The sequence below is a fragment of the Thermincola sp. GK-1 genome, from assembly GCF_059412445.1.
On sequence record NZ_JBSQAT010000001.1, the window covers coordinates 187919 to 210173 of the forward strand.

At 46.0% G+C, this 22255-nt stretch carries 24 protein-coding genes; all 24 read left to right on the forward strand.

Going from position 1 to position 22255, the window contains the following annotated elements:
• Position 1 precedes the first annotated feature (1 nt).
• The 24 genes from ACSNJE_RS00980 to ACSNJE_RS01095 all read left to right on the forward strand — a co-directional run bounded on the left by ACSNJE_RS00980 (position 2) and on the right by ACSNJE_RS01095 (position 22243).
• Positions 2-856 carry a class II fructose-1,6-bisphosphate aldolase gene (locus ACSNJE_RS00980; protein ID WP_013121739.1) on the forward strand — a complete coding sequence of 285 codons (855 nt, stop codon included), beginning with the start codon at positions 2-4 and terminating at the stop codon, positions 854-856.
• Positions 857-1080: 224 nt separating this feature from the next.
• Entirely contained in the window at positions 1081-2283 is a 1203-nt protein-coding gene (locus ACSNJE_RS00985) for a DUF6612 family protein (RefSeq protein WP_474660564.1), read from the forward strand.
• Positions 2284-2390: 107 nt separating this feature from the next.
• Positions 2391-3038, forward strand: a complete 648-nt coding sequence (gene fsa, locus ACSNJE_RS00990) for a fructose-6-phosphate aldolase (RefSeq protein ID WP_052217809.1) — start codon at positions 2391-2393, stop codon at positions 3036-3038.
• Positions 3039-3127: 89 nt separating this feature from the next.
• A complete protein-coding gene (gene glpX / locus ACSNJE_RS00995; RefSeq protein ID WP_474660566.1) occupies positions 3128-4093 on the forward strand; it encodes a class II fructose-bisphosphatase in 966 nt (321 codons plus the stop codon).
• Between the two features lie 451 nt (positions 4094-4544).
• The gene (locus ACSNJE_RS01000; RefSeq protein ID WP_013121735.1) at positions 4545-5015 is read left to right on the forward strand and encodes a DUF2062 domain-containing protein; all 471 of its coding nucleotides are present in this window, start codon (positions 4545-4547) and stop codon (positions 5013-5015) included.
• A 65-nt stretch (positions 5016-5080) separates the two neighbouring features.
• Positions 5081-6322 carry a transcription termination factor Rho gene (gene rho / locus ACSNJE_RS01005; protein WP_052217813.1) on the forward strand — a complete coding sequence of 414 codons (1242 nt, stop codon included), beginning with the start codon at positions 5081-5083 and terminating at the stop codon, positions 6320-6322.
• Positions 6323-6569: 247 nt separating this feature from the next.
• Positions 6570-7727, forward strand: coding sequence for an acyltransferase (locus ACSNJE_RS01010; RefSeq protein WP_495251752.1), 1158 nt, complete (start codon positions 6570-6572; stop codon positions 7725-7727).
• A gap of 192 nt (positions 7728-7919) precedes the next feature.
• Complete coding sequence (locus ACSNJE_RS01015; RefSeq protein WP_282432173.1) at positions 7920-8054, forward strand: hypothetical protein; 135 nt, start codon at positions 7920-7922, stop codon at positions 8052-8054.
• A gap of 343 nt (positions 8055-8397) precedes the next feature.
• Complete coding sequence (locus ACSNJE_RS01020) at positions 8398-9228, forward strand: peptidoglycan DD-metalloendopeptidase family protein (protein WP_013121731.1); 831 nt, start codon at positions 8398-8400, stop codon at positions 9226-9228.
• A 490-nt stretch (positions 9229-9718) separates the two neighbouring features.
• Positions 9719-10978, forward strand: a complete 1260-nt coding sequence (locus ACSNJE_RS01025; protein ID WP_495251753.1) for a radical SAM family protein — start codon at positions 9719-9721, stop codon at positions 10976-10978.
• Positions 10979-11086: 108 nt separating this feature from the next.
• A complete protein-coding gene (rpmE, locus tag ACSNJE_RS01030) occupies positions 11087-11284 on the forward strand; it encodes a 50S ribosomal protein L31 (RefSeq protein ID WP_013121729.1) in 198 nt (65 codons plus the stop codon).
• A gap of 122 nt (positions 11285-11406) precedes the next feature.
• Positions 11407-12303: a DUF1385 domain-containing protein gene (locus tag ACSNJE_RS01035; RefSeq protein ID WP_474658999.1), complete on the forward strand. Its 897-nt coding sequence runs from the start codon at positions 11407-11409 to the stop codon at positions 12301-12303.
• Between the two features lie 34 nt (positions 12304-12337).
• Positions 12338-13405 carry a peptide chain release factor 1 gene (prfA, locus tag ACSNJE_RS01040; RefSeq protein ID WP_495251754.1) on the forward strand — a complete coding sequence of 356 codons (1068 nt, stop codon included), beginning with the start codon at positions 12338-12340 and terminating at the stop codon, positions 13403-13405.
• A 42-nt stretch (positions 13406-13447) separates the two neighbouring features.
• Entirely contained in the window at positions 13448-14299 is an 852-nt protein-coding gene (gene prmC / locus ACSNJE_RS01045) for a peptide chain release factor N(5)-glutamine methyltransferase (protein ID WP_474773521.1), read from the forward strand.
• A gap of 23 nt (positions 14300-14322) precedes the next feature.
• On the forward strand, positions 14323-15540 hold the full coding sequence (locus tag ACSNJE_RS01050) for a cation:proton antiporter (RefSeq protein WP_495251755.1): 1218 nt from the start codon (positions 14323-14325) through the stop codon (positions 15538-15540).
• A 6-nt stretch (positions 15541-15546) separates the two neighbouring features.
• Positions 15547-16632, forward strand: coding sequence for an L-threonylcarbamoyladenylate synthase (locus tag ACSNJE_RS01055; protein ID WP_495251756.1), 1086 nt, complete (start codon positions 15547-15549; stop codon positions 16630-16632).
• 102 nt (positions 16633-16734) lie between these two features.
• The gene (locus ACSNJE_RS01060) at positions 16735-17277 is read left to right on the forward strand and encodes a manganese efflux pump MntP (protein ID WP_495251757.1); all 543 of its coding nucleotides are present in this window, start codon (positions 16735-16737) and stop codon (positions 17275-17277) included.
• Positions 17278-17291: 14 nt separating this feature from the next.
• Positions 17292-17768: a low molecular weight protein arginine phosphatase gene (locus ACSNJE_RS01065; protein ID WP_495251758.1), complete on the forward strand. Its 477-nt coding sequence runs from the start codon at positions 17292-17294 to the stop codon at positions 17766-17768.
• 89 nt (positions 17769-17857) lie between these two features.
• Positions 17858-18307, forward strand: coding sequence for a ribose 5-phosphate isomerase B (gene rpiB / locus ACSNJE_RS01070; RefSeq protein WP_495251759.1), 450 nt, complete (start codon positions 17858-17860; stop codon positions 18305-18307).
• Positions 18308-18324: 17 nt separating this feature from the next.
• Positions 18325-19572: a serine hydroxymethyltransferase gene (glyA, locus tag ACSNJE_RS01075; RefSeq protein WP_474659006.1), complete on the forward strand. Its 1248-nt coding sequence runs from the start codon at positions 18325-18327 to the stop codon at positions 19570-19572.
• Between the two features lie 20 nt (positions 19573-19592).
• Positions 19593-20036 (forward strand): deoxycytidylate deaminase, encoded by a 444-nt coding sequence (locus tag ACSNJE_RS01080; RefSeq protein WP_013121719.1) that lies wholly within the window; start codon positions 19593-19595, stop codon positions 20034-20036.
• Positions 20037-20049: 13 nt separating this feature from the next.
• Positions 20050-21210 carry a non-hydrolyzing UDP-N-acetylglucosamine 2-epimerase gene (wecB, locus tag ACSNJE_RS01085; protein ID WP_495251760.1) on the forward strand — a complete coding sequence of 387 codons (1161 nt, stop codon included), beginning with the start codon at positions 20050-20052 and terminating at the stop codon, positions 21208-21210.
• 283 nt (positions 21211-21493) lie between these two features.
• Positions 21494-21721, forward strand: a complete 228-nt coding sequence (locus ACSNJE_RS01090) for an AtpZ/AtpI family protein (RefSeq protein WP_013121717.1) — start codon at positions 21494-21496, stop codon at positions 21719-21721.
• A gap of 3 nt (positions 21722-21724) precedes the next feature.
• Positions 21725-22243: a hypothetical protein gene (locus ACSNJE_RS01095; protein ID WP_495251761.1), complete on the forward strand. Its 519-nt coding sequence runs from the start codon at positions 21725-21727 to the stop codon at positions 22241-22243.
• The last annotated feature ends 12 nt before the right edge of the window (positions 22244-22255 follow it).

Here is a 22255-nt window from a genome sequence, read left to right on the forward strand (position 1 = left end):
AATGTCACTGGTTCCTGTTAGTGATTTATTGCGGAAAGCAGAGGAAGGGAAATATGCTGTCGGCGCATTTAACTGCAACAACATGGAAATAGTTCAGGCCATAATTGCCGCGGCAGAGGCTGAAAAGGCGCCGGTTATCATGCAAGCAAGTCAGGGGGCTATTAAATATGCCGGCATAGATTACATAACCGCCATGGCCAGGGTTGCCGCCGAGAAGGCTTCCATACCCGTGGCTTTGCACCTGGATCATGGGACCAGTTTTGAACAGGTAATGCAATGTATCAGGCATGGTTTCAGTTCTGTTATGATAGATGGTTCCAAGCTACCTTTGGAAGAGAACATTGACCTGACCAACCGGGTGCTTGCCGTGGCAAGAGCCGTCGGCGTTTCTGTCGAGGCGGAGTTAGGAAAAATCGGCGGAACAGAAGACGATATATCTGTGACAGACCGGGAAGCCCTTATGACTGATCCCGAGGAAGCTAAATATTTTGTGGAAAAAACCGGTGTTGATTCTTTGGCGGTCGCCATCGGGACGGCCCATGGCAGGTACAAGGGCGAACCCAAGCTGGACTTTGAACGGCTGCAAAAAATCAGGTCTCTGGTGAATATCCCCATTGTGCTGCATGGTTCATCGGGCGTACCCGATGATGCTATCAAAACAGCTATCGAACTAGGGGTTAGAAAGGTAAACATAGATACAAATATCAGGGAAGCATTTGTTGATAAATGTCGCGAAGTATTGGCCAAGTATCCGGATGAAATTGACCCACGCAAGGTTTTGGGGCCTGCTAAAGAGGCGGCAATTGAAATTATCAGGGAAAAGATAAGAGTCTTCGGCAGTAATGGCAAGGCATAATAGAGCAGGACAACCTGCTCTATTTTACTAACTTATTGAAAATATGCCGCAGTCTATTTTTTTCGACATTTTTCTTAACTGACCAGTTGTATAATTGGTAACAAGGAAAAAGGAATGGCTTTTTATGGGACTTATCAACTGGCCGGAAGGGGTGGTTATGTAAAAAACTCACAGTGTTTATGAAAAACTTACTATGTAAGTAATAAAAAATGGGGGGAAAAACTGTGTTTAATAAAAAATTGTTATTAGTGTTTGCTTTATGTTTTGTTGTCTTTTTAGGGGCTTCGCCGGCTTTTGCCGGAGAAGTGGGGCTGCAGTTCAATAACAAACCTCTGCAGGGGGATGTGGAACCGGTCATAGAATCGGGACGGACACTGGTTCCGTTAAGAGCAATCTGCGATGCTTTGGGAGCCAACATTGTTTGGGAAAATGATTCCGGCACCGTTAAGATTCAAAAAAGCGGTAAGGAAATAAAATTGAAGCTGGACAGTAAAGAAGTATATGTCAATGGTCAGCGGAGCGGAAATTTAGAAGTGCCTGCCAGGTCGATAGACGGTCGGGCCATGGTTCCTGTCCGTTTCGTATCCGAAACCCTGGGAGCCCAGGTAAATTGGGATGCTCAGACCCGGACCGTCAGCATTATCCACGAAGAGAAAAAAGACAATATGCTGCCCGAAGAACTTTACGCAAAATCGAATCAGGCCATGCTGAATGTAAAGAGTTACAGGTTTAACGGCAAAGGAACAACAAAGACTACCACATTAGGGCAGACCATGGAGGGCGAGGTCACGTTAGAAGGCGCTTTCAAGGCGCCGGCAGAAATGTATTTAAAAGAAGTAGTCAAGTCGGCCAATGAGTTTATAAAAATGGATATTCCCATAGAAATGTATGTCCGTAATAATAAGGAAGTATATACCAGGGTCATGGACCAGGATTGGCAAAAGGTCGATATAGAACTACCAGATAATTTAAACAACGAACCCGGTGCACAAAAACAGGACCCCACTCAGGTGCTTAAGGAATTGGAGGAATTTGGCCTTATCTTCAGTTACGGCGATGAAGCCGTGATAGAAGGGAAAAGTTATTATGTCCTCCATACCAGGATAGATCAGGAAAAATACAAAAATAAACTTATAGAAACGGTTGACCAGATGAAATTACCTGCCGGGGATAAAGGAATAGTAATAGACGAAGCCAAAATGAAAGAAGAATTAAAAAATACCTACCGTAATATGAAGTTTGATGTTTCATACAAGATATTTATAGATAAGCAAACCTTTTACATAACGAGGATGGAAGTCGGCAGCTATACGAAAATGAAAATGGCTGGATTCTCCGGTACCAAAGGGGAAATTGTCACGTATTTAGACTTGGTCATGAACCTGACAGACTTTGGCCAAGAAGTTACCATGCCACAGGTAAACTAGCACAGACAGTTTTTCTAGCCGGACCAATGAACGGGTTTTCGTGATAAAAACCCGTTTCTTTTTAAAAAATAAACATTGATGAAACAAGTCAAGGAGGGAGCAAGGCTTTGAAAATATTCATTGACACAGCTAACGTGGAAGAAATCCGAAAAGCCAACCGTTTAGGGGTTATAAGCGGTGTCACCACAAACCCTTCGCTGATAGCAAAAGAAGGGCGGAATTTTCAGGAAGTGGTGGAGGAAATATGCTCAGTTGTGGACGGGCCAATCAGCGCAGAAGTCATCAGCCTGGAAGCTGAAGGTATGGTCAAAGAAGCAGAAGAACTGGCCAAAATTCATCCTAATATAGTTGTAAAAATCCCTATGACTTCCGAAGGGTTAACCGCCACCAAAATTCTCAAAGGTAAAGGAATAAAAACGAACGTGACTTTGGTTTTCTCGGCCAACCAGGCATTGTTGGCGGCCATTGCCGGGGCGACATATGTCAGCCCCTTCGTTGGCAGGCTGGATGATGTGGGTCAGAACGGCATGGATTTGATCAGGGATATCGTGGATATTTTTGATATTTATGGATTTAATACGGAAATTATTGCTGCCAGCATCCGACACCCCATGCATGTTACCGAAGCAGCCAAAGCCGGGGCCCATATAGCGACGGTTCCTTTTAAGGTAATTATGCAGATGACAAAGCATCCCCTGACGGACATAGGGATTGAAAAATTCCTTGCTGACTGGGAGACGGTGAAAAATAAATAAGTTGATGCAGGAACATAAACTTATTAGTAGAATGAATATAGTATAACACATCAACAAATTAATGCTATACTTTTTTGGGGGGGAGTACCTTGGAAAGAGAATTGGCGCTGGAATTTGCTAGAATTACAGAAGCAGCGGCTCTTGCTGCGGCCAGATGGATGGGCAGAGGGGATAAGGAAGCCGCTGATGAGGCTGCGGTAACCGCTATGCGGGCAGTTTTTGATACCGTTTGCATTGATGGGACAGTGGTGATCGGAGAGGGAGAGATGGATGAGGCTCCTATGTTATATATAGGGGAAAAAGTGGGCAATGGAACCGCCCCCTCTGTTGATATTGCCGTTGACCCTGTAGAAGGGACTAATAACGTAGCCAAGGGACTACCCAACAGCATTGCCGTTGTGGCGGCCGCAGAAAAGGGCGGTCTCCTGCATGCGCCTGATATGTATATGGATAAAATAGCCGTTGGCCCCAAGGCAAAAGGTAAAATTAACCTCGACGCACCCGTTAAGGAAAACCTTAAAGCTGTGGCTGATGCATTAGGAAAGTCCATTGAGGATTTAACGGTGGTAATTCTAAACAGGCCGCGCCACGATAAGCTTATTCGAGAAGTGCGTGAAGCCGGTGCCCGTATTCAGTTAATTCAGGATGGCGATGTGGCTCCTGCTGTTGCGGCAGGTATGGCCGGTACCGGGGTTGATATTTTGATGGGTATTGGGGGCGCTCCGGAAGGTGTAGTAGCAGCTGCGGCCCTGAAATGCCTGGGCGGGGAAATGCAGGGGCGACTTTGGCCCGAAGATCATGAAGATGTTGAAAGGGCCAAGAAATTGGGAATTAATGATATCAATAAATTGCTGACCATGGATGATTTAGTTAAATCTGATGATGTGATATTTGCCGCTACCGGAATTACTGACGGAGATCTGTTAAAAGGTGTAAGGTTTTTTGCTCACGGCGGACGAACCCATACAGTAGTTATGCGTTCTGTAACGGGTACCGTAAGATTTATTGATGCTATCCACAGACTCGATTTGAAACCTTTTGTTTTCCGCAGGTAATATGCAGGTAATATACAGATGATATACAAACCGGCAATGGTTTTCGGCCCTGCAGCCATCATTTGAAAGGATGGCTGCAGGTTTTTTTTTCAAAAATCCGTTCTTTCTTGACTGACTATTTTTAAAAGTGTTATAATCATTGAGTAACAGCCTTCTCTTAACTGTTAAAGCAGAATAGAAGGAGTTAGGGGGAGGTCTGCTTGGTTCGCTAATAGGTATTTTGTATTTTGTTCCTACCTTCCGTTTGGCAATTCTTTTCGCCGCTTTTACAGCAGGTCTCATTTCTTCCGGTATTTCCGAAGATATTTTTGGCGAGGCAATTTTCTCCCTGTAGCATTTGTATTTTGAATGGACAACCAAGTTGTTTTTTGCTTAATTGTTGATAAAAAGATACAGACTAACTTTGTGAAAACCCTTGACCTTATGATTATGGACCGGGAGGAAATATCCGTTGAATATAAAGAGGTACTTGAGATATCATTACCTGAAAATGATTAGGTTAAAAGATGCTCCGGCCAGGGTTGCTCAGGGTTTCGCCCTTGGGTTGGCAATGGATTTTGTGGTTCCCATACCACTGGTGAGTATATTTATAGCCTTTGTGGCAGCCAAATTCCTTAGAATGAACAGCCTGGCAGCCGTTATGTCGGCTACAGCATTTAAACCGCTGTTTGCCGGAATTGTCACGTTGAACATATTGATGTCTAAGAAACTGATTGCTCTTCTCCCCAGTCTTAAAGCTGTTTCGATTACTGCGCCACAAGGAAATTCTTTGTTGCACAGGATTTTTGGGGAGATAATCAGTTATGGTTTCCCGTACTTACTGGCCGGTTCTGTCAACGGCATGATTATTGGTCTAATTTCTTACCTTTCCGTATATTATTTTTTACAAGGAAGACAAAGGCGTAAGGCTAAAATTCATTAAATATTGTATAATTTTTACCTCTTGGGGCAATGATACAGGTATTACCAACTATTGGGAGGTATTCTATGAACGAAGCTATGTTGGAAGCTATGACAATGGTCGAACTTTATAAAATCGCAAAAGAACTGGAAATCACCGGATATTACAAACTTAGGAAAAAAGAACTCATTTTCGAAATAATGAAACACAAGACAAAAAACGATGAAGTTCTAACTGCGCAAGGAGTTCTGGAAATTTTGCCGGACGGCTACGGTTTTCTTCGTCCCTTTGGTTATTTGCCCAGCCAGGATGATATCTATGTATCCCCATCACAGATCAGGCGATTTGATTTAATGACAGGTGATTTAATCAGCGGACAGGTGCGGCCGCCGAAGGATAATGAAAGGTATTTTGCCCTCCTCAGGGTGGAAACGGTAAACGGTTTTGATGCGGAGGCAGCAGGCGACAGAGTGCATTTTGATGCTTTAACCCCAATTTATCCTACGGAAAGAATTACTCTGGAAACCAGTCCCGATTTGTTATCTACCCGCCTTATAGACCTTATTGCTCCCCTGGGCAAGGGGCAGCGGGGGCTGATCGTATCACCGCCGAAAGCCGGTAAAACCGTTTTGTTAAAGCAAATTGCCAATAGCATTACTAAAAACTATCCGGATATTCATTTAATGGTACTGCTTATTGACGAGCGGCCGGAAGAAGTTACAGATATGCAGAGATCGGTGCGGGGTGAAGTTGTCAGCTCAACTTTTGATGAACCTGCCGAAAACCATGTCAAAGTATCGGAGATGGTACTGGAGCGGGCTAAACGGTTGGTGGAACATAAAAAGGATGTGGTGATTCTGCTCGACAGTATTACCCGTCTGGCCAGGGCATATAACCTGGTAGAGCCGCCCAGCGGTCGTACTTTATCGGGCGGTGTGGATCCCAGCGCTTTACATAAGCCCAAAAGGTTTTTTGGCGCTGCGCGAAATATAGAGGAAGGCGGCAGCCTGACCATACTGGCCACGGCCCTGGTTGATACCGGCAGCAGAATGGATGACGTGATTTTTGAGGAATTTAAAGGTACGGGCAATATGGAATTGATTCTGGACAGGAAATTGGCCGAGCGGAGGATTTTCCCGGCTATAGACATAAAACGTTCCGGCACCCGTAAAGAAGACCTGCTGCTGAGCAAAGAGGAACTGGAATTAATGTGGGGTTTCAGAAAGAGCTTTGCCAATGTTACAAATGGCGAAGCTATCGAGATACTGGCCGAAAGCCTGAAGAAGACGAAAACCAACAAGGAACTGCTTGTACGCGCAGTCAGTTAGGCTAAGGCCGTATAGAACTACACGAAGAGTAACTGCAATTTGCTATGTCTAATTGCAGTTACTTTTTTTTATTTCTAACTAAGTTAGAGCAGTTCACTGGGCCTGACGATAACCTTAAAATGTTTCAAAACCAAATGTTGGCATAAAAAGGGAAAACATTAACAAAGATATGGAAAAACAGACAATTTAATGGTAGACTTAAGACAGACTAAGGTAAAACCGGGTGTCAAAGAAAGGGAGTTTTTAAATGCAGCAGAAAGTCGAAGAGATTGCGCTCATGCGCGGCCTGGCTATTATGGGCATTGTTTTGCTACATGTTACTGCCTATTTCTTGGTTGCTGAACGAGCGGATTTTTTATCCTTTAAGTTGGCCTTGGTCCTTAACCAATCCGTCCGTTTTTGTTTGCCGCTTTTCCTGATAATATCCGGTTTCGGCTTGGCTTATAACTACAGAAAAACGGGTGATATCAAGCTTTCCCGGTTTTTCACAAAAAGATTTAATAAAGTGTTCATACCCTATATAATATGGTCTGTGGTTTACTTCGGTTTTTATCTGACCGTCCTTGGGAAGATTCCCAATGATGCGAAAATAATGGACTTTAACTCATTTTCTGCAAACTGGGCGGAAATAGGTCTCATATTTACCAAAAATCTGCTCTTTGGCCGGAATTATGTACACTTGTATTTTGTAATTTTAATTGTACAATTTTACCTGCTTTACCCGTTTTTAATTAAAAGGCTGAGCAAGTTCAGGGATCACACAGTTATTTTATTGATGGCCTTTTTTGCTTACCTGTTGTTAATGGTCTACTTTTTCCATTTTAGAAAACTGACCGGAATTTACCTGGTTGACTGGTTTGTAAAATATTATTGGAAAACTTTTGTGGCATGGTATTTTTATTTCTTACTTGGTTTAAGCATGGGACTCCGTTTGGATACATTCCAACGGTTTGCAGAAAAGTACTTTGTGGCCAGTGGCATTTTCTATCTGGTCACCCTTGCCCTCGTAGTTGCAGAGGCCTTCTTGCATCCTCCTTATGACATAGGACGGCTGACGTCATTAAGAGTATCGGTGCTTTTAAACACTTTAGCGGCTGTTCCTTTTTTCTTTAAATCGTTAAACATGTTAAAAGATAAGCTTCGCCTTCCGGTAGGCATTCTTGAGCAAATGGGGAATAATTCCTTTGGCATATATTTTATTCACCTGCTGGTAATTTACTTTTTCTCAACAATCATGTGCTACTATGCCCCAGGTCTTTTTAGCTTTTACAGGACTTCGTTTATAATTTCACTCTTTTTGGTTTCAATACTTTTTTCGTTACTAGCGGTAAAATTATTTAACCGGTTACCCTTTGGGCATCTGTTAACAGGGGTGAAAATAAATCGCTCGAAAGCCTACGAATAAACATGCTCATGTGAAATTTGAAGGCCGGGCGGAACAATAATTTGCCGCTATACGGTAAAACAACCGTTGCTCGGAGGCTACGCCTTCCTTCAACCACGGAAGGGGTGGGTGGGGTTCTCCGCTACCAAGGAGCTTTGTGCTGCAAAACCTGGCCAAGAAAACAAATAGCCGCTGTAGAGGTAAAACAATAAGTTGCGACTTGGTGGAGGGCGGATAGACAGTGTTAATGACAGTGAAGGCTTGAAATCACTGTTTCCGGCACGGACGCCGGAAACCCGGCCACGAGTCACGGATGACGATTTGGCCGGGTTCAGTGATTTCAACTGAACGAGGTTTACACTGTCTCCGCCCGTAGCCTCGGAGCAACGGTTGTTTTACTTCCACAGCGGCAGTTTTTTCCTTAGCACAGCGCCCTTCGCCATCTTCAAACATGCGGGAACCCCCTGCCTGCCTGGCTGCGGTTTTGCGGGCGCAGTCGCTCCTTAACGGTAGCCTGCGAACCCCACCCACCCTTTACCAACTCTTCACCCACCCTTCCAATAGGCCGGTCCCACCGTTACAGGGGCTCAAGTTACTACAGCGGCCTCTCTTATCAGCCGTAAAATTTTTGTATACATACCGATTTTCATGGCTAGAATAGAAAAAGGTTCCTCAAAAGGAGGTAGCTTACATGAATAAAACAGCTAAGAAAAGTATACGAATTTTAATATGCATAGGTATTATATTGTCGGCAACTTGTCCGGCCTTTGGCGTGCCGCGGGCGGGATCGTCAATTGCTGATCAAACCATGTTATACGTGGTGCAGCCCGGGGACACTTTATGGGATTTAGCAGCGCAAAGAGATATAGACAGAGAATTACTGGCCGGCATAAACGGCCTGGACCCGGAAGCCAGGCTAATAGAAGGGCAGGTTTTAAAAATACCGCTCGGCCAACTCATAACCCACGAAGTGCAGGAAGGCGAAACCATATGGCGTATTGCTCGGAATTACCACATAGATTACCAGATAATCATGCGGGAAAATGAAATGACCGACCCGCGCCAATTGATGGCTGGGCAGAAAATAGCCATACCCATACCTCCGGAAAGGGTGGCGATCAGTATTTCGCCCATGCGGAAAGTATGGAGTTTTGATTTATGGCCTGTCAACGGCGAGGTTAGCAGCATGTATGGAATGCGGGACGGACGTATGCATGAAGGATTGGACATTGCCGCCCCGGAGGGGACCCCTATTTACTGTGTGCAGGAAGGGGTAGTTGTATTTGCCGGGGAAAGAGGAACTTACGGCAATGCCGTTATTGTTGACCATGGCGATGGCCTGAGAACCCTATACGCCCACGCTTCTAAAGTCCTTGTCAGTGAAGGCGAAGTAGTGGAAAAGGGACAGGTTATTGCTCTGGTAGGCAACACAGGTCGGTCAACGGGTCCGCATACGCATTTTGAAGTGCTGGCCGGCGGGCGGCCCCTTAACCCGGCTTATTACTTACCGGTTAACCGGTAACGCCGGTTAGCGGTGGCTGGTAAGAATTACCGCAGAGGGCTCAGAGAACCCAGAGAAAACACAGCGCTTACCGGTAAAAGGGAGGGGTGGGTAGGGTTCTCCGGCTACTGTTTGGGAGCGACTGCGCCCGCAAAACTGCAGCCAGGCACGCAGAGTGTTCCCGCATGTCCGAAGATGGCGAAAATACCGTTTTGAGGCTTTACTACTGCATTTACTCTGCAGGATATCAAAAAACCGCTGCACATTAAAGTGATGAGTTGTTTTAAGCAACGTTTACTTTATGTGCAGCGGTTTTTCCGCCGAAACTGCAACATGAGCCATCGAGTTCGGGAACGCTGCCTGCCTGGCTAGGTTTTGCAGCACAAAGCTCCCTGGTAGCGGAGACCCTCTCCCACCCCTCCTCACCGTTACAGTGCCAACCCGAACTGCTTGCCTGACAGCTCCTGATGGGATATAATTAGGGCAGAATCAGGGACAAGGAGCTATTTCAATGTACGACTTGATTTTTGCCGATAGTGAAGGGCGGTTTTATGACCACCCGGAACTAAAAATGGTGGGCCGTATTGGTGAAATATTCGTCGAACCGGTGGCTAAAGAAATGATCCCCCTGCCGGAAGGCGCTTCGTTAGTGCTGCTTCCGGACAGGATACCTGTTGGCCTTGATGCAAAGGGCAACTTTACCCTGGCTAAGGGTGAGGGAAGGCCCATGTGGGCTGTAGGGGCGCTTTTACCTCAGGGGTATACGAGAACCCTGGTGCCGGCTTATAAACCGGTCACCGATTCCTATCTGCCGCTGTTTGGCTATGCCGCTGTGGGTTGGCAAGACGGGACTGTTTATGTAGCGGCTTATCCCACGGATGACCCTTATAAATGGGACCCGGTCAACTATAATACGGAAGACTTGGCCGGTAAAATCGCCCAAAAGCTTGCCAGGCACAAAAATAACCGGATTTTAGACCAACTGGCCAAGTGTGCGCTGCACTATTCCTGTTTTACGGCACAAAACATATTTTACGAACGCTGGGAGGGGGGGATACCCGTATCGCCCCGGTGTAATGCCCGGTGCCTGGGGTGCATTTCCGAACAGCCTGCTGAATGTTGTCCGTCGCCCCAAACCAGGATATCTTTTACTCCTACGGTAAAGGAGATAGAAGAAATAGCATACGAGCACCTGGTGAAAGCCGATGATGCGATTGTCAGTTTCGGCCAGGGCTGCGAAGGGGAGCCGGCTTTGGCTTATCAGGTTATTGCTGAAGCAATTGGAAGAATACGCGACCGTACAGGCTTAGGAACTATTAACATGAATACCAATGGTGGGTTTACGGAGGGGATTAAGGCAGTATGCAAAGCCGGGATAGATTCCCTGCGTATCAGCACTGTCAGCGCCCTGGAGGAAACTTATAATGCCTATTACCGTCCCCGCAACTATTCTTTGACAGACGTAAAGAAATCCATTGCCATTGCCAAAGAAGAAAAAGTATTTGTGGCATTAAACCTGCTGACATATCCCGGTCTTACCGACAGGGAAAAGGAAGTAGAAGCTTTGATCGATCTGGTTGATGAATTTGGCATAGATATGATACAGTTTAGAAATTTAAATATAGACCCGTTAATGCTGGCTCAGGCTATTCCGCCGGGGGAGCCGCAGACCATGGGTATTCCCGATTTAATTGAATGTCTCAGGGAAGAGTTTCCGGACCTTTTAATCGGCAGTTTTTCCAAACCCGTCAGGTCTAGATTTCTAAAATAAAGGATAGAATAAAATCCTTTGGGAAAGCAAATCTTGCGCAACTCTAAAGGTTGTGTTATAATTATTGAAGTTGACTTTCGAAAGAACTTTGGAGTGAGGTGAAAGGTCGTGAAAAAAGATATTCATCCTGACTACGGGCCTGCCAGAGTGATCTGCGCATGCGGCGAAACCTTCGAGACGGGTTCGGTCAAAAAAGAACTTAGGGTGGAGATTTGCTCTAAATGCCATCCTTTTTATACAGGCAAACAGAGATTTGTTGATACCGGTGGCAGGGTAGATAAATTTAAGAAAAAATTCAATTTATAAGAAACATAAAATTTATATCTAATGAAGGATGACAGAAAGTTTACATGTAATGAGGCATGGCAGAGCGGAGGCTCTGCCCTTTTTGCAGGTCCCGCCGCATTTATAAAAGGGGAGTTGATACCTTGAGTAGGGTTTGTCAATATGGAGGGCAGGCAGTTATTGAAGGAGTTATGATGAGGGGTCCGAAGGAACTGGCTATTGCCGTTCGGAAAGAAGATGACAGCATCGTCATTGAGGAACGTCCCATCAAATCAATTACTGATAAACTGAAGTTTTTAAAGTGGCCGTTCTTACGGGGAGTTATAGTACTTTTTGAATCAATGATCATAGGTATCCAGGCTCTTACCTTTTCAGCCAATCAGGCTGTTGAAGAAGAAGAAGAGGAACTGAGCAACTGGGAATTAGGTTTAACTATAGCTGTGGCTTTGGTGCTGGGTATATTACTGTTTGTTGTAGCGCCTACAACAATAGCCAGGTTTTTGTATTTTATCGATAATGTCTATCTGCTAAACTTTCTTGAGGGTTTGGTCAGGATATCCATATTTCTTTTATATGTGACATTAATTTCGCGCATGAAAGATATTCAAAGGGTTTTTCAGTACCATGGCGCTGAACATAAAGTAATTCATGCTTACGAATATGAAGAAGAATTAACGGTAGAAAATGTGCGAAAATACTCTACCTTGCATCCTCGTTGCGGGACCAGTTTTTTACTTATAGTTATGGTAATAATGATATTTTTATACAGTTTTTTAGGTAAACCGGGGCTCCTGGTAAGGATTGTTTCCAGGATAGCTTTGCTGCCCATTGTGGCCGGTATTTCTTATGAAATGATTAAACTGTCCGGGAAATATTCGCGCCACCCTTTGATGAAAATAATTATAGCTCCGGGGTTATGGCTGCAGAAATTGACCACCAGGGAACCCGATGACGCCCAGATTGAGGTGGCGATTAAGGCTTTAAAGGCCATATTGCCGGAAGAAAAAACAGTTAAAACCGAAGAGCAGGTTGCCATATAATAATAGTTAAAGTAAGGTGTAGAGGTGTGGTTGAATGCTTGCAAAACTGCAGAGTCTGGAAGAAAAATACGAAGAATTAAGCAAACTGATTGCCGACCCCGAAATTATTGCGGACCAGAGCCAATGGCAGCGCCATGCAAAGGCACATGCTGCGCTCACGGAAATTGTTGCAACATATCGGGAATATAAGTCCGTCTTAAAGGGAATAGATGAAGCCAAAGAGTTATTGAAAGATCAGTTGGATAGCGAATTTCGGGAAATGGTAGAACAGGAACTTGCGGAACTGAAAGAAAAAGAGGAAAAGCTTTCCGTGCAGTTGAAAATCCTCCTTCTGCCTAAAGATCCCAATGATGAAAAGAACGTAATTATGGAGATTCGGGGAGGGGCAGGCGGCGAGGAAGCTGCCCTTTTTGCCGGTGACCTTTTCCGCATGTACAGCCGGTATGCTGAAGCCAAAGGCTGGAAAACAGAGATTCTCAGTTCCAACCCTACTGATATCGGGGGATTTAAGGAAATAATTTTTCTCATAGAGGGTCAGGGAGCCTACAGCAGGCTGAAATTTGAAAGTGGCGTACACCGGGTACAAAGGGTGCCGACAACGGAATCCTCCGGCCGAATTCATACTTCTACGGTAACAGTTGCTGTTCTGCCCGAAGCGGAGGAAGTGGATGTGGATATTGACCCCAACGATTTGCGCATAGATGTTTTTTGTTCCAGTGGCCCGGGGGGACAATCGGTCAATACTACCCAATCAGCCGTCAGAGTTACTCATATTCCGACGGGAATAGTAGTTTCCTGCCAGGACGAGAAATCACAGCATAAAAACAAGGAGAAAGCTCTGCGTGTATTGCGGGCCAGGTTGTTGGACAAAGCCCAGGAAGAACAGCGGAATCAACTGGCCAGTACCAGGAAAAGTCAGGTCGGTACCGGGGACCGTAGCGAACGTATTCGAACTTATAACTTTCCGCAGGGCAGGGTGACCGACCACCGGATAGGCCTGACTCTGCACAAGCTGGACATGGTTCTTGAAGGAGATCTGGATGAGATTATTGAAGCGCTGATTACCACTGATCAGGCCGAAAAACTTAAAGAAGTGCAATAAGTAAACATAAGTAAATTATCTGCAGTAAAAGAGGTTAATTCTGTGGTTCAGACTGTGTCACAGGCCCTTGTATGGGCTACCAACAGGTTAAGAGAAAAGGGCATAGACGAGCCCCGCCTTGATGCGGAAGTACTGTTGTCATATCTTTTGGGTATGGACCGGGCAAAGCTCTATTTGAATAGAGAAGCGGTACTTTCTGACGAGCAGATTGGCCGCTTCCGCAATCTGGTCGAACGACGGGGCCTTAGGGAACCCGTTGCTTATTTGACTGGGACCAAAGAATTCATGTCCCTTGACTTTAAAGTAAATTCCAGTGTTCTAATACCGCGCCCGGATACAGAAATACTGGTAGAAGAGATTTTAGCCATCAAACCGGCGCTGATGGTTGATGTAGGGACAGGCAGCGGCGCGATAGCCATTTCTGCTGCTTACTACCTTCCGGAGACGAGGGTGTTTGCCACAGATATTTCACCGGAGGCTCTCAACCTGGCCAGGGAAAATGCTATCAACTTAGGAGTTTCCGATAGGATAGAGTTTGTACAGGGAAACCTGCTGACTCCATTCATTAATCGCCCGAATTTCCGGGTGGATTTGATAGCTGCCAATCTGCCTTACATTCCCGGTGAGGTGCTCAAAGAACTGCCCGATGAAGTGCGAAAATACGAACCTGCCCTTGCCCTGGACGGAGGTTGTGAAGGTTTGGACTTATATAAAAGTTTAATCGGGCAGGTTCCCCGGGTTTTAAAATCAGGCGGCAGGTTATTGATGGAGATAGGGTATGACCAAAGCGGCCTTCTGGCCGATTTCCTGACCCAAATACCTTGTTTTTCCGGCATAAGGGTGATAAAAGACTTGTCAGGCAGGGACCGGGTTGTTTCCGTAGCTATGGCATAAATTAAGTACGGGAGGCTTTATAAATGACTTGGTATCATGAATTGCAAAGGGCGGTAAGTGAAAGTATATTACTGCAATTGGTTATTGTATTGACGGCCACTAAATTGTTCGGGACCATCAGTAAAAGATTGAACCAGCCCACCGTTTTTGGCAAGCTTTTAGCGGGCCTCATTATCGGCCCCTCACTGCTGGGAATTTTGCAGCCCACGGAGATAATCAAAGAACTGGCGGAAGTGGGAGTAATCGTATTAATGTTTCTGGCCGGTTTGGAAACGGATGTGGAGGAATTCAGAAAAGCAGGTTTTGCTTCTACCTTAACGGCTGTTGGCGGTGTAATCTTACCGCTATTGGCAGGCTTGGGCATAGGTTTGGCAACGGGTCACAACCTTTTTATTTCCCTGTTTATCGGTACTTTGCTTACGGCTACCAGTGTGAGTATTTCTGCCACTACCCTGCGGGAACTTGGACGGCTGCAGACTCCGGTAGGGCTTACTATTTTGGGGGCTGCAGTTATTGACGATATATTAGGTATTGTGGTTTTGACCCTCGTGCTCGGTTTGGCCGGCGCTGGCTCCGGCATAGGAGCAGTGGGAATTTTAATCGGAAAAATGGTAATATTTTTTGTGGTTGCATTGGTTATAGGCAAAAAACTTATTCCGCCGGTCCTGAAATTTGCCGACAAGATGCCTGTCAACCATGGGCTGACAACGGCTGGGCTTGTGTTGGCTTTTGTTTTTGCCTATGTGGCTGAATTAAGTGGTGTAGCCAATATTACCGGGGCCTACATAGCAGGAGTGCTTATCGGCATGACAAAGTTCGGTCACCAGGTTACGGAACATACTGAAACGGTAGGTTTCACAACTGTCATTCCTGTTTTCTTTGTAAGTATAGGCTTATTGGCGCAGGTAAATTCCCTGCAGGGGGGCATACTATTTGTGACTGCCATAACCCTGATCGCTATTCTGACAAAAATTCTGGGGTGCGGTGTTGGTGCCAGAATTGCGGGATTTAACAACCGTGATTCTCTGGTCATTGGGGCCGGTATGATATCCCGTGGGGAGATTGCTTTGATTATTGCTACTATCGGATTAAACCGAAACCTTATTAACGATTCCCTTTTTACCGCTTCCGTGGTTATGGTGCTGATAACGACGATTATTACCCCTCCGCTGCTCAAGGCCATAATTGTGGGCCGGGGGAAAAACGAAAATACTTCTTTAGTTAATCCCAAAGAAGGGTAAAATGTTATGGCAAAGACTCTTTTATTAAAGGTAGATGCCCAAAATCCCGACCCAGAGACCATATCCCAGGCGGCAGAGATTATAAAACGGGGCGGGGTTGTAGCTTTTCCGACAGAAACGGTATATGGTTTGGGCGCTAACGCCCTGGACGGGCCGGCCGTGCAAAAAATTTTTGCCGCCAAAGGTCGGCCTTCCGATAACCCGTTAATTGTACATATTGCAGCGTTTAGCCAGTTAGAAATGCTGGTAGCGGAAGTGCCTTTAACGGCCAGGCGCGCTATGGAAGTGTTTTGGCCTGGGCCTTTAACTATTATTATGCCGTGCCGCGATGATATTCCCCGGACCGTTACAGGGGGGTTAAAGACTGTTGGCGTCCGGATGCCCAATCACCCGGTGGCGTTGGCTTTGATTAAGGCGGCGAAGCTGCCTATCGCTGCACCAAGCGCTAATAGTTCAGGAAAACCGAGCCCTACTGAGGCCCGGCATGTAATGGATGATCTGGCGGGCAAGATTGATGCAGTAATTGACGGTGGTCCGGCTCAGGTAGGCGTCGAGTCTACAGTACTGGATATGACTGGCGACACGCCGGTTATTTTGAGGCCGGGGGGAGTAACCAGGGAGCAGTTGGAAGCCATTCTGGGTCATGTGGATCTGGACCTACCGTCGGTAGATAAAATTATCCACCAGGCTCCAAAAGCGCCAGGTATGAAATACCGTCATTATTCGCCGGAAGCCAAATTAATTCTGGTTAAACCCGTGCCGGGGAAAGCTGTGGCGGATATAATCCAGGCGTTGGCCGACCGGTACCGGTCAAAGGGCATGAAAGTAGCCCTTATGGTAAGTGTGGAAACGGCAGCGATTTTGCCACTTGAAGATGTGCTCTGCGGCATTTTGGGCCATCGTGGCCACCTTGAAGAAATAGCGGGGAACTTGTTTAAAGTATTAAGAGAGGTTGATGCCCAAAAACCTGATGTTATTATAGCTGAAGGTTTTGCGGAGGCGGGTATCGGTATGGCCATCATGAACCGTTTGACCAAGGCTGCCTCCCAGGTAATTGACCAGGCCTTTTCCTCATATAATCTAAACAGCTAATCTAAACAGCGGAAATCAACAAAAGTTTCCATGAGGTTTCGGCAGAAACTTTTGTTCTTTTAGGGCAAACTAAGGCTGGAATTTTATTGAGGAGGGCCAAAAGTGGACTTTGTTACGGTTTTATTGATTGCGGCAGCGCTGGGAGCCGATGCTTTTTCTCTCTCAGTTGGTTTGGGGATGGGAGGAATAACAAGGCGGCAAATTTTGGTCATGAGTACTGCCGTACTGCTCTTCCACATAGCCATGCCTTTGGCTGGGGTTTATGCCGGCGAACTTTTCGGCGCTTTTGCGGGGCGTACTGCAAGTATTGCCGGAGCCCTTGTGCTTCTCTACCTGGGTATAAAAATGCTGTACGGCGCCTTAAAAAATGGTGAACAGGAAGGACCAAACATACTTCTGACCAATACTGCCGGTATTGTTTTTTTGTCCGGCAGCGTAAGTTTGGACGCTCTTAGTGTTGGATTTTCCCTGGGTACTCAGAACTTGGCTTTGGGCCAGGCGGTATTGATAATGGGTCCTGTAGCCGGGTTAATGACTATGGCCGGTTTTCTACTGGGGCAGCAGGTGGGAGGCTGGATAGGTGAAAAAGCTGTAATTTTAGGGGGCGCAATTTTAATCTTTATAGGCATTAAGTTGTTATTATAAACGGAGGTGCGATAATGGCCGGTGGCATTTTGTTTGTCTGCACGGGCAATACCTGCCGGAGTCCAATGGCAGAAGCATTGGCCCGGAATTGGCTTAGTGCCAATGCGCCCGAAAGCCAGGTAGAAGTTGCTTCTGCGGGACTTGCGGCTTGGCCGGGCAGTCCGGCTTCCCCGCAATCGGTAGAAGTAATGGCGGAAGGAGGAATCAGTTTAAAAGAACACCGTTCTCGGCCCTTGACGCTTGACATGCTGGATAAATATGACCTGATTTTAACCATGACTGCTGAACATAAGCGCATATTGGTTAACCGGTTTCCCCAATATGCCCGGAAGGTATACACCCTTGCTGAATATACAGGCAACGGTTGCGGGGCCAAGGACGTTAGCGACCCTTTCGGACAAGCTGTTGAAATATACAGGGAATGTGCGGCGGAATTAAGGACTCTGGTTGAAAAAGCGGTGAAAAAATTCCTAATGGTTAAAAATGGTTAAAATTTTGAAAGTTAAAAGGGAAAAAACTATTTTTGTAGAAACTTAAAATTTATTATTTTATAAGGCTTAACTTATGGGGGGAAACTGAGTTGAAAGTAGCAATAGGTTCCGACCACGGGGGGTTCCGTTTAAAGGAAGAAATAAAAAAATTTTTGACGGAAGAAAATATTGAATTCAAAGACTTTGGCACCTATTCCGAGGATGCCGTTGATTATCCTGATATATCTTATCCGGTGGCAAAAGCGGTACAAAAAGGCGAATATACCAGAGGAATCCTTATATGCGGGACCGGCATCGGGATCGGTATCGCAGCCAATAAACTGCCCGGCATAAGAGCGGCTTTATGCCACGATACCTTTTCCGCCAGGGCATCACGGGAGCATAATGACGCCAACATACTGACCATGGGCGAACGGGTAATAGGTCCCGGACTGGCCAGGGATATTGTCAAGATATGGCTGTCTACAGAATTTGCCGGTGGCAGGCACTTACGGAGGGTGCAAAAAATATGTCAACTGGAGGAGAAACGTGATTATTAAGTGGGGAGGATTTTAAGATGGATGAGTTGCAACAAATCGGACAGGTAGACCCTGAAGTAGCTGAGGCGGTAGCAAAAGAAAAAGCCCGCCAGCAAAACAATATTGAACTGATTGCCTCGGAAAACTTTGTCAGCAAAGCGGTTATGGCAGCCCAGGGGTCTGTACTCACCAATAAATATGCCGAGGGTTATCCCGGCCGCAGGTATTATGGGGGTTGTGAATTCGTTGATATCGTGGAGAGCCTGGCTATTGAGCGGGCCAAAAAACTTTTCGGCGCTGAGCATGTTAATGTACAGCCGCACTCCGGGGCTCAAGCCAATACGGCAGTCTATTTTTCCCAGTTAAAGCCCGGCGATACTGTATTGGGTATGAACCTGAGCCATGGGGGGCATTTGACGCATGGCAGTCCGGTAAACATTTCCGGCGCCTATTATAATTTTGTACCCTACGGCGTAGAAGAGGACACAGGGAGAATCAACTACGAAAAAGTTTTTGAGATCGCTTTCCGGCACAAACCAAAAATCATTGTGGCTGGGGCAAGCGCCTACCCGCGCATTATAGATTTTGTCCAGCTCTCGGAGATTGCCGAGGAAATAGGGGCCATCCTGGTGGTAGATATGGCTCATATAGCAGGGCTGGTTGCTGCAGGTTTACATCCCAGCCCTGTTCCGGTCGCTGATTTTGTCACTACCACGACCCACAAAACCCTCAGGGGCCCAAGGGGCGGTATGATTTTATGCAAGGCCAAATACGGACCGGCTATAGATAAAGCTGTATTCCCGGGGATTCAGGGCGGGCCGCTGATGCATGTAATCGCAGCAAAGGCTGTTGCCTTTAAGGAGGCCTTATCTCCTGAATTTAAGATTTACCAGGAACAGGTGGTTAATAATGCCCAGACCCTGGCCCGTGAATTAATGAACAGGGGCTTTAACCTGGTTTCCGGGGGTACGGATAACCACCTGATGCTGGTAGATTTACGGAACAAAGGAATTACCGGCAAGGTGGCGGAAAATGTTCTGGACCGGGTCGGGATAACTGTGAATAAAAATGCCATTCCTTTCGACCCGGAGAGCCCTGCCGTGACCAGCGGCATCCGGATAGGCACGCCGGCCGTAACCAGCAGAGGTATGAAAGAAGAAGCGATGGCCCGCATTGCCGAAATTATAGATTTGGCTTTAAGTAACTATTCTGACGAGAGCAAATTGGCACAGGCCGGGAAGATGGTTGAAGAATTAAGCAAAGAATACCCGCTTTATATGGATTAATCATTGGGGAGGTAAATGAGGTGCGCCCGTCTTGGCAAGACTACTTTATGCAAATTACCGATGTGGTTGCCACCAGATCCACCTGTTTAAGAAGAAAAGTGGGGGCTGTTATAGTACGGGACAACAGGATTTTGGCCAGCGGTTATAACGGACCACCGCGCGGACTTAGACACTGCGATGAAACAGGCTGTTTGCGGGACAAGTTAAACATACCGTCAGGTGAGCGACACGAATTATGCAGAGGTCTACATGCCGAACAAAATGTAATCATTCAGGCGGCGATGCACGGAATCAATATTCAGGGCGGGACCTTTTACATAACTCACCAGCCCTGTATTTTGTGTGCCAAAATGATTGTCAATGCCGGAATTAAAAAAGTTGTTTACCGGGGAAAATACCCCGATGCCCTGGCCTTGGAAATCTTTGAAGAGGCCGGCGTAGAACTGGTTTGCCTGGATGGGTGATGAGGAGGTAATTATGGCTGAGCGATTAAAAGTGATGGCAGTATTTGGAACAAGGCCAGAGGCAATTAAAATGGCGCCATTGGTGAAAATCCTGGAAAAGGAAGAAAAAATCGAAGCCAGAGTAGCGGTTACTGCCCAGCACCGGGAAATGCTTGACCAGGTGTTGAAACTTTTTGACATAACACCCGATTATGACCTGGATATAATGACTGCCAACCAGACACTTTATGATGTTACCGTTAAAGCCCTCCTTGGACTGCAGCGGGTTTTTGAGAAAGAAGAACCTGATATTGTACTGGTCCATGGCGATACCACCACTACTTTTGTGGCAAGTTTGGCGGCTTTTTACAAACAGATTAAGGTAGGCCACGTGGAAGCCGGGCTGCGCACGGGCAACAAGCTGTCTCCCTTTCCTGAGGAGATGAACCGAAAACTGACGGGGGCTATAGCAGATATTCATTTTGCCCCGACAAATACGGCCAAAGCCAATCTTCTGGCCGAAAATGTTAAGAAAGAAAGTATTTTTGTTACGGGAAATACAGTCATTGATGCTTTAATGGCTACTGTAAGAGAGGGATATGAATTTGGGGATCCGGAATTGCAAAAAGTGGATTTTGCCAATAAAAAGGTTTTGGTAGTTACCACCCACAGGCGGGAAAACCTGGGTGGTCCGCTGCGCAACGTATACCTTGCATTGAAAGAGGTCCTAAGGGCCCACCACGACGTAGAAGTGGTATTTCCTGTACATAAAAATCCCAAAGTCAGAGCTGTAGTAGACGAGGTTCTGGGCTCCCTGGAGCGTGTACATCTTGTTGATCCCCTGGATTACGAACCATTTGTGAATCTTATGAACAAATCCTATTTGGTTCTCACCGATTCCGGGGGACTGCAGGAAGAAGCTCCTTCCCTCGGCAAGCCCGTTTTGGTTCTCAGGGACACCACTGAACGACCGGAGGCGGTAGAAGCGGGTACAGTAGTTATGGTAGGTACTGATAAAGATAAAATAGTGGAAACCTGCCACAGGCTTTTGACCGATGCGGATGCCTATGGGAGGATGGCTAATGCTGTTAACCCGTATGGCGATGGGCGGGCTTCCCAAAGAATAAGTGAGGCCCTGCTTTACTATTTCGGGCTGCAGGAAGCCAAGCCTGCCGATTTTAATCAGCTTAAATAATCGGTCAAAGGGATTTTTGCTGGAAAAAAGCCAAAAAAAATTCTTTAAAAAAAAGGATTTTGTAAAAAAAGATAGAATATAAAGAGCGTTATAAGTTTTCGTACAAGGACATAAACTGCCGCTGCAGGCTTTAAGTCAGGCGGAAAGTGCTTATGTCTTTTTGTAAGTCCTGGGATTTCGCAAAATTTTGAAATTTTGCGAAATATTTTCATGAATAACATGATTAATTTAGTGAAATCATATAATTTATTGATTGCCTAATCCCCGTTTAAGAGGTGTTACCATGGGGGATGATGATAAAAGAATCCAGGGCTACAGGTTGCTGGGGTTGGTTATGTCTGCCGGCGCTACAATGGCTGCGTCGGTAGCCGTTGGTTACTTTTTGGGTGATTGGCTGGATAGCCGATTTGGCACCAAACCGTGGCTGACAATAATAATGTTTCTCCTGGGGACCGCGGCCGGTATCAAATCGCTATATGACCTGGCCTTTCCTAGAAAAGGAGGGGACTGAGTTATGGCGGTTGATACACCCGAAGTTCAGCGCGGCATTACCAAATGGACCTTTATAATAGCCATATTTATCGAAGGCATTACATACTTTGCGGGTTTTAGATCATTTGCATACGGACTGGCCTTTGGCGTAGGCTTGATGATTCTCAATTATCGTGTAGTTAGTATAATCCTGAACAAGGCTTTTAAGTCTGCCCTGCCGGACCTGGCAAAGGTATTAAGCTTTGCCGGTTACCATATACGTTTTTGGATCATGGTTATTATTATGTATCTCGTTATCCCGAAGGCGGGTTTTCAGTTCGGAGTAGGCAGTTTTTTTGGGATATTGCTGCCCAAAGTAGTGATGGGAGTGTTTGTCGTTATAAATACCAATGAAGAATGGTGGCGTAATGCCGCCCCTGCTGATAAGGCTCCTTTAACTGGAAAAAAGCGGGATGACGGTCTCAGGTTCCCCGGTCTGGATTTTGACGAAAGATTTAAGAACCAGGAATTCAAGGAACCGGACGATAAGCTCAAATTATGAGAAAAAATTTTG

What these genes read in the sequence shown, in the direction of transcription:
- ACSNJE_RS01095 (WP_495251761.1), top strand. Translation starts at nt 21,725, where the DNA reads ATGGCGGTTGATACACCCGAAGTTCAGCGCGGCATTACCAAATGGACC.
- glyA (WP_474659006.1), top strand. Translation starts at nt 18,325, where the DNA reads ATGGATGAGTTGCAACAAATCGGACAGGTAGACCCTGAAGTAGCTGAG.
- ACSNJE_RS01065 (WP_495251758.1), top strand. Translation starts at nt 17,292, where the DNA reads ATGGCCGGTGGCATTTTGTTTGTCTGCACGGGCAATACCTGCCGGAGT.
- ACSNJE_RS00980 (WP_013121739.1), top strand. Translation starts at nt 2, where the DNA reads ATGTCACTGGTTCCTGTTAGTGATTTATTGCGGAAAGCAGAGGAAGGG.
- ACSNJE_RS01025 (WP_495251753.1), top strand. Translation starts at nt 9,719, where the DNA reads ATGTACGACTTGATTTTTGCCGATAGTGAAGGGCGGTTTTATGACCAC.
- ACSNJE_RS01050 (WP_495251755.1), top strand. Translation starts at nt 14,323, where the DNA reads ATGACTTGGTATCATGAATTGCAAAGGGCGGTAAGTGAAAGTATATTA.
- wecB (WP_495251760.1), top strand. Translation starts at nt 20,050, where the DNA reads ATGGCTGAGCGATTAAAAGTGATGGCAGTATTTGGAACAAGGCCAGAG.
- ACSNJE_RS01010 (WP_495251752.1), top strand. Translation starts at nt 6,570, where the DNA reads ATGCAGCAGAAAGTCGAAGAGATTGCGCTCATGCGCGGCCTGGCTATT.
- prfA (WP_495251754.1), top strand. Translation starts at nt 12,338, where the DNA reads ATGCTTGCAAAACTGCAGAGTCTGGAAGAAAAATACGAAGAATTAAGC.
- ACSNJE_RS01090 (WP_013121717.1), top strand. Translation starts at nt 21,494, where the DNA reads ATGGGGGATGATGATAAAAGAATCCAGGGCTACAGGTTGCTGGGGTTG.
- ACSNJE_RS01020 (WP_013121731.1), top strand. Translation starts at nt 8,398, where the DNA reads ATGAATAAAACAGCTAAGAAAAGTATACGAATTTTAATATGCATAGGT.
- ACSNJE_RS01055 (WP_495251756.1), top strand. Translation starts at nt 15,547, where the DNA reads ATGGCAAAGACTCTTTTATTAAAGGTAGATGCCCAAAATCCCGACCCA.
- rho (WP_052217813.1), top strand. Translation starts at nt 5,081, where the DNA reads ATGAACGAAGCTATGTTGGAAGCTATGACAATGGTCGAACTTTATAAA.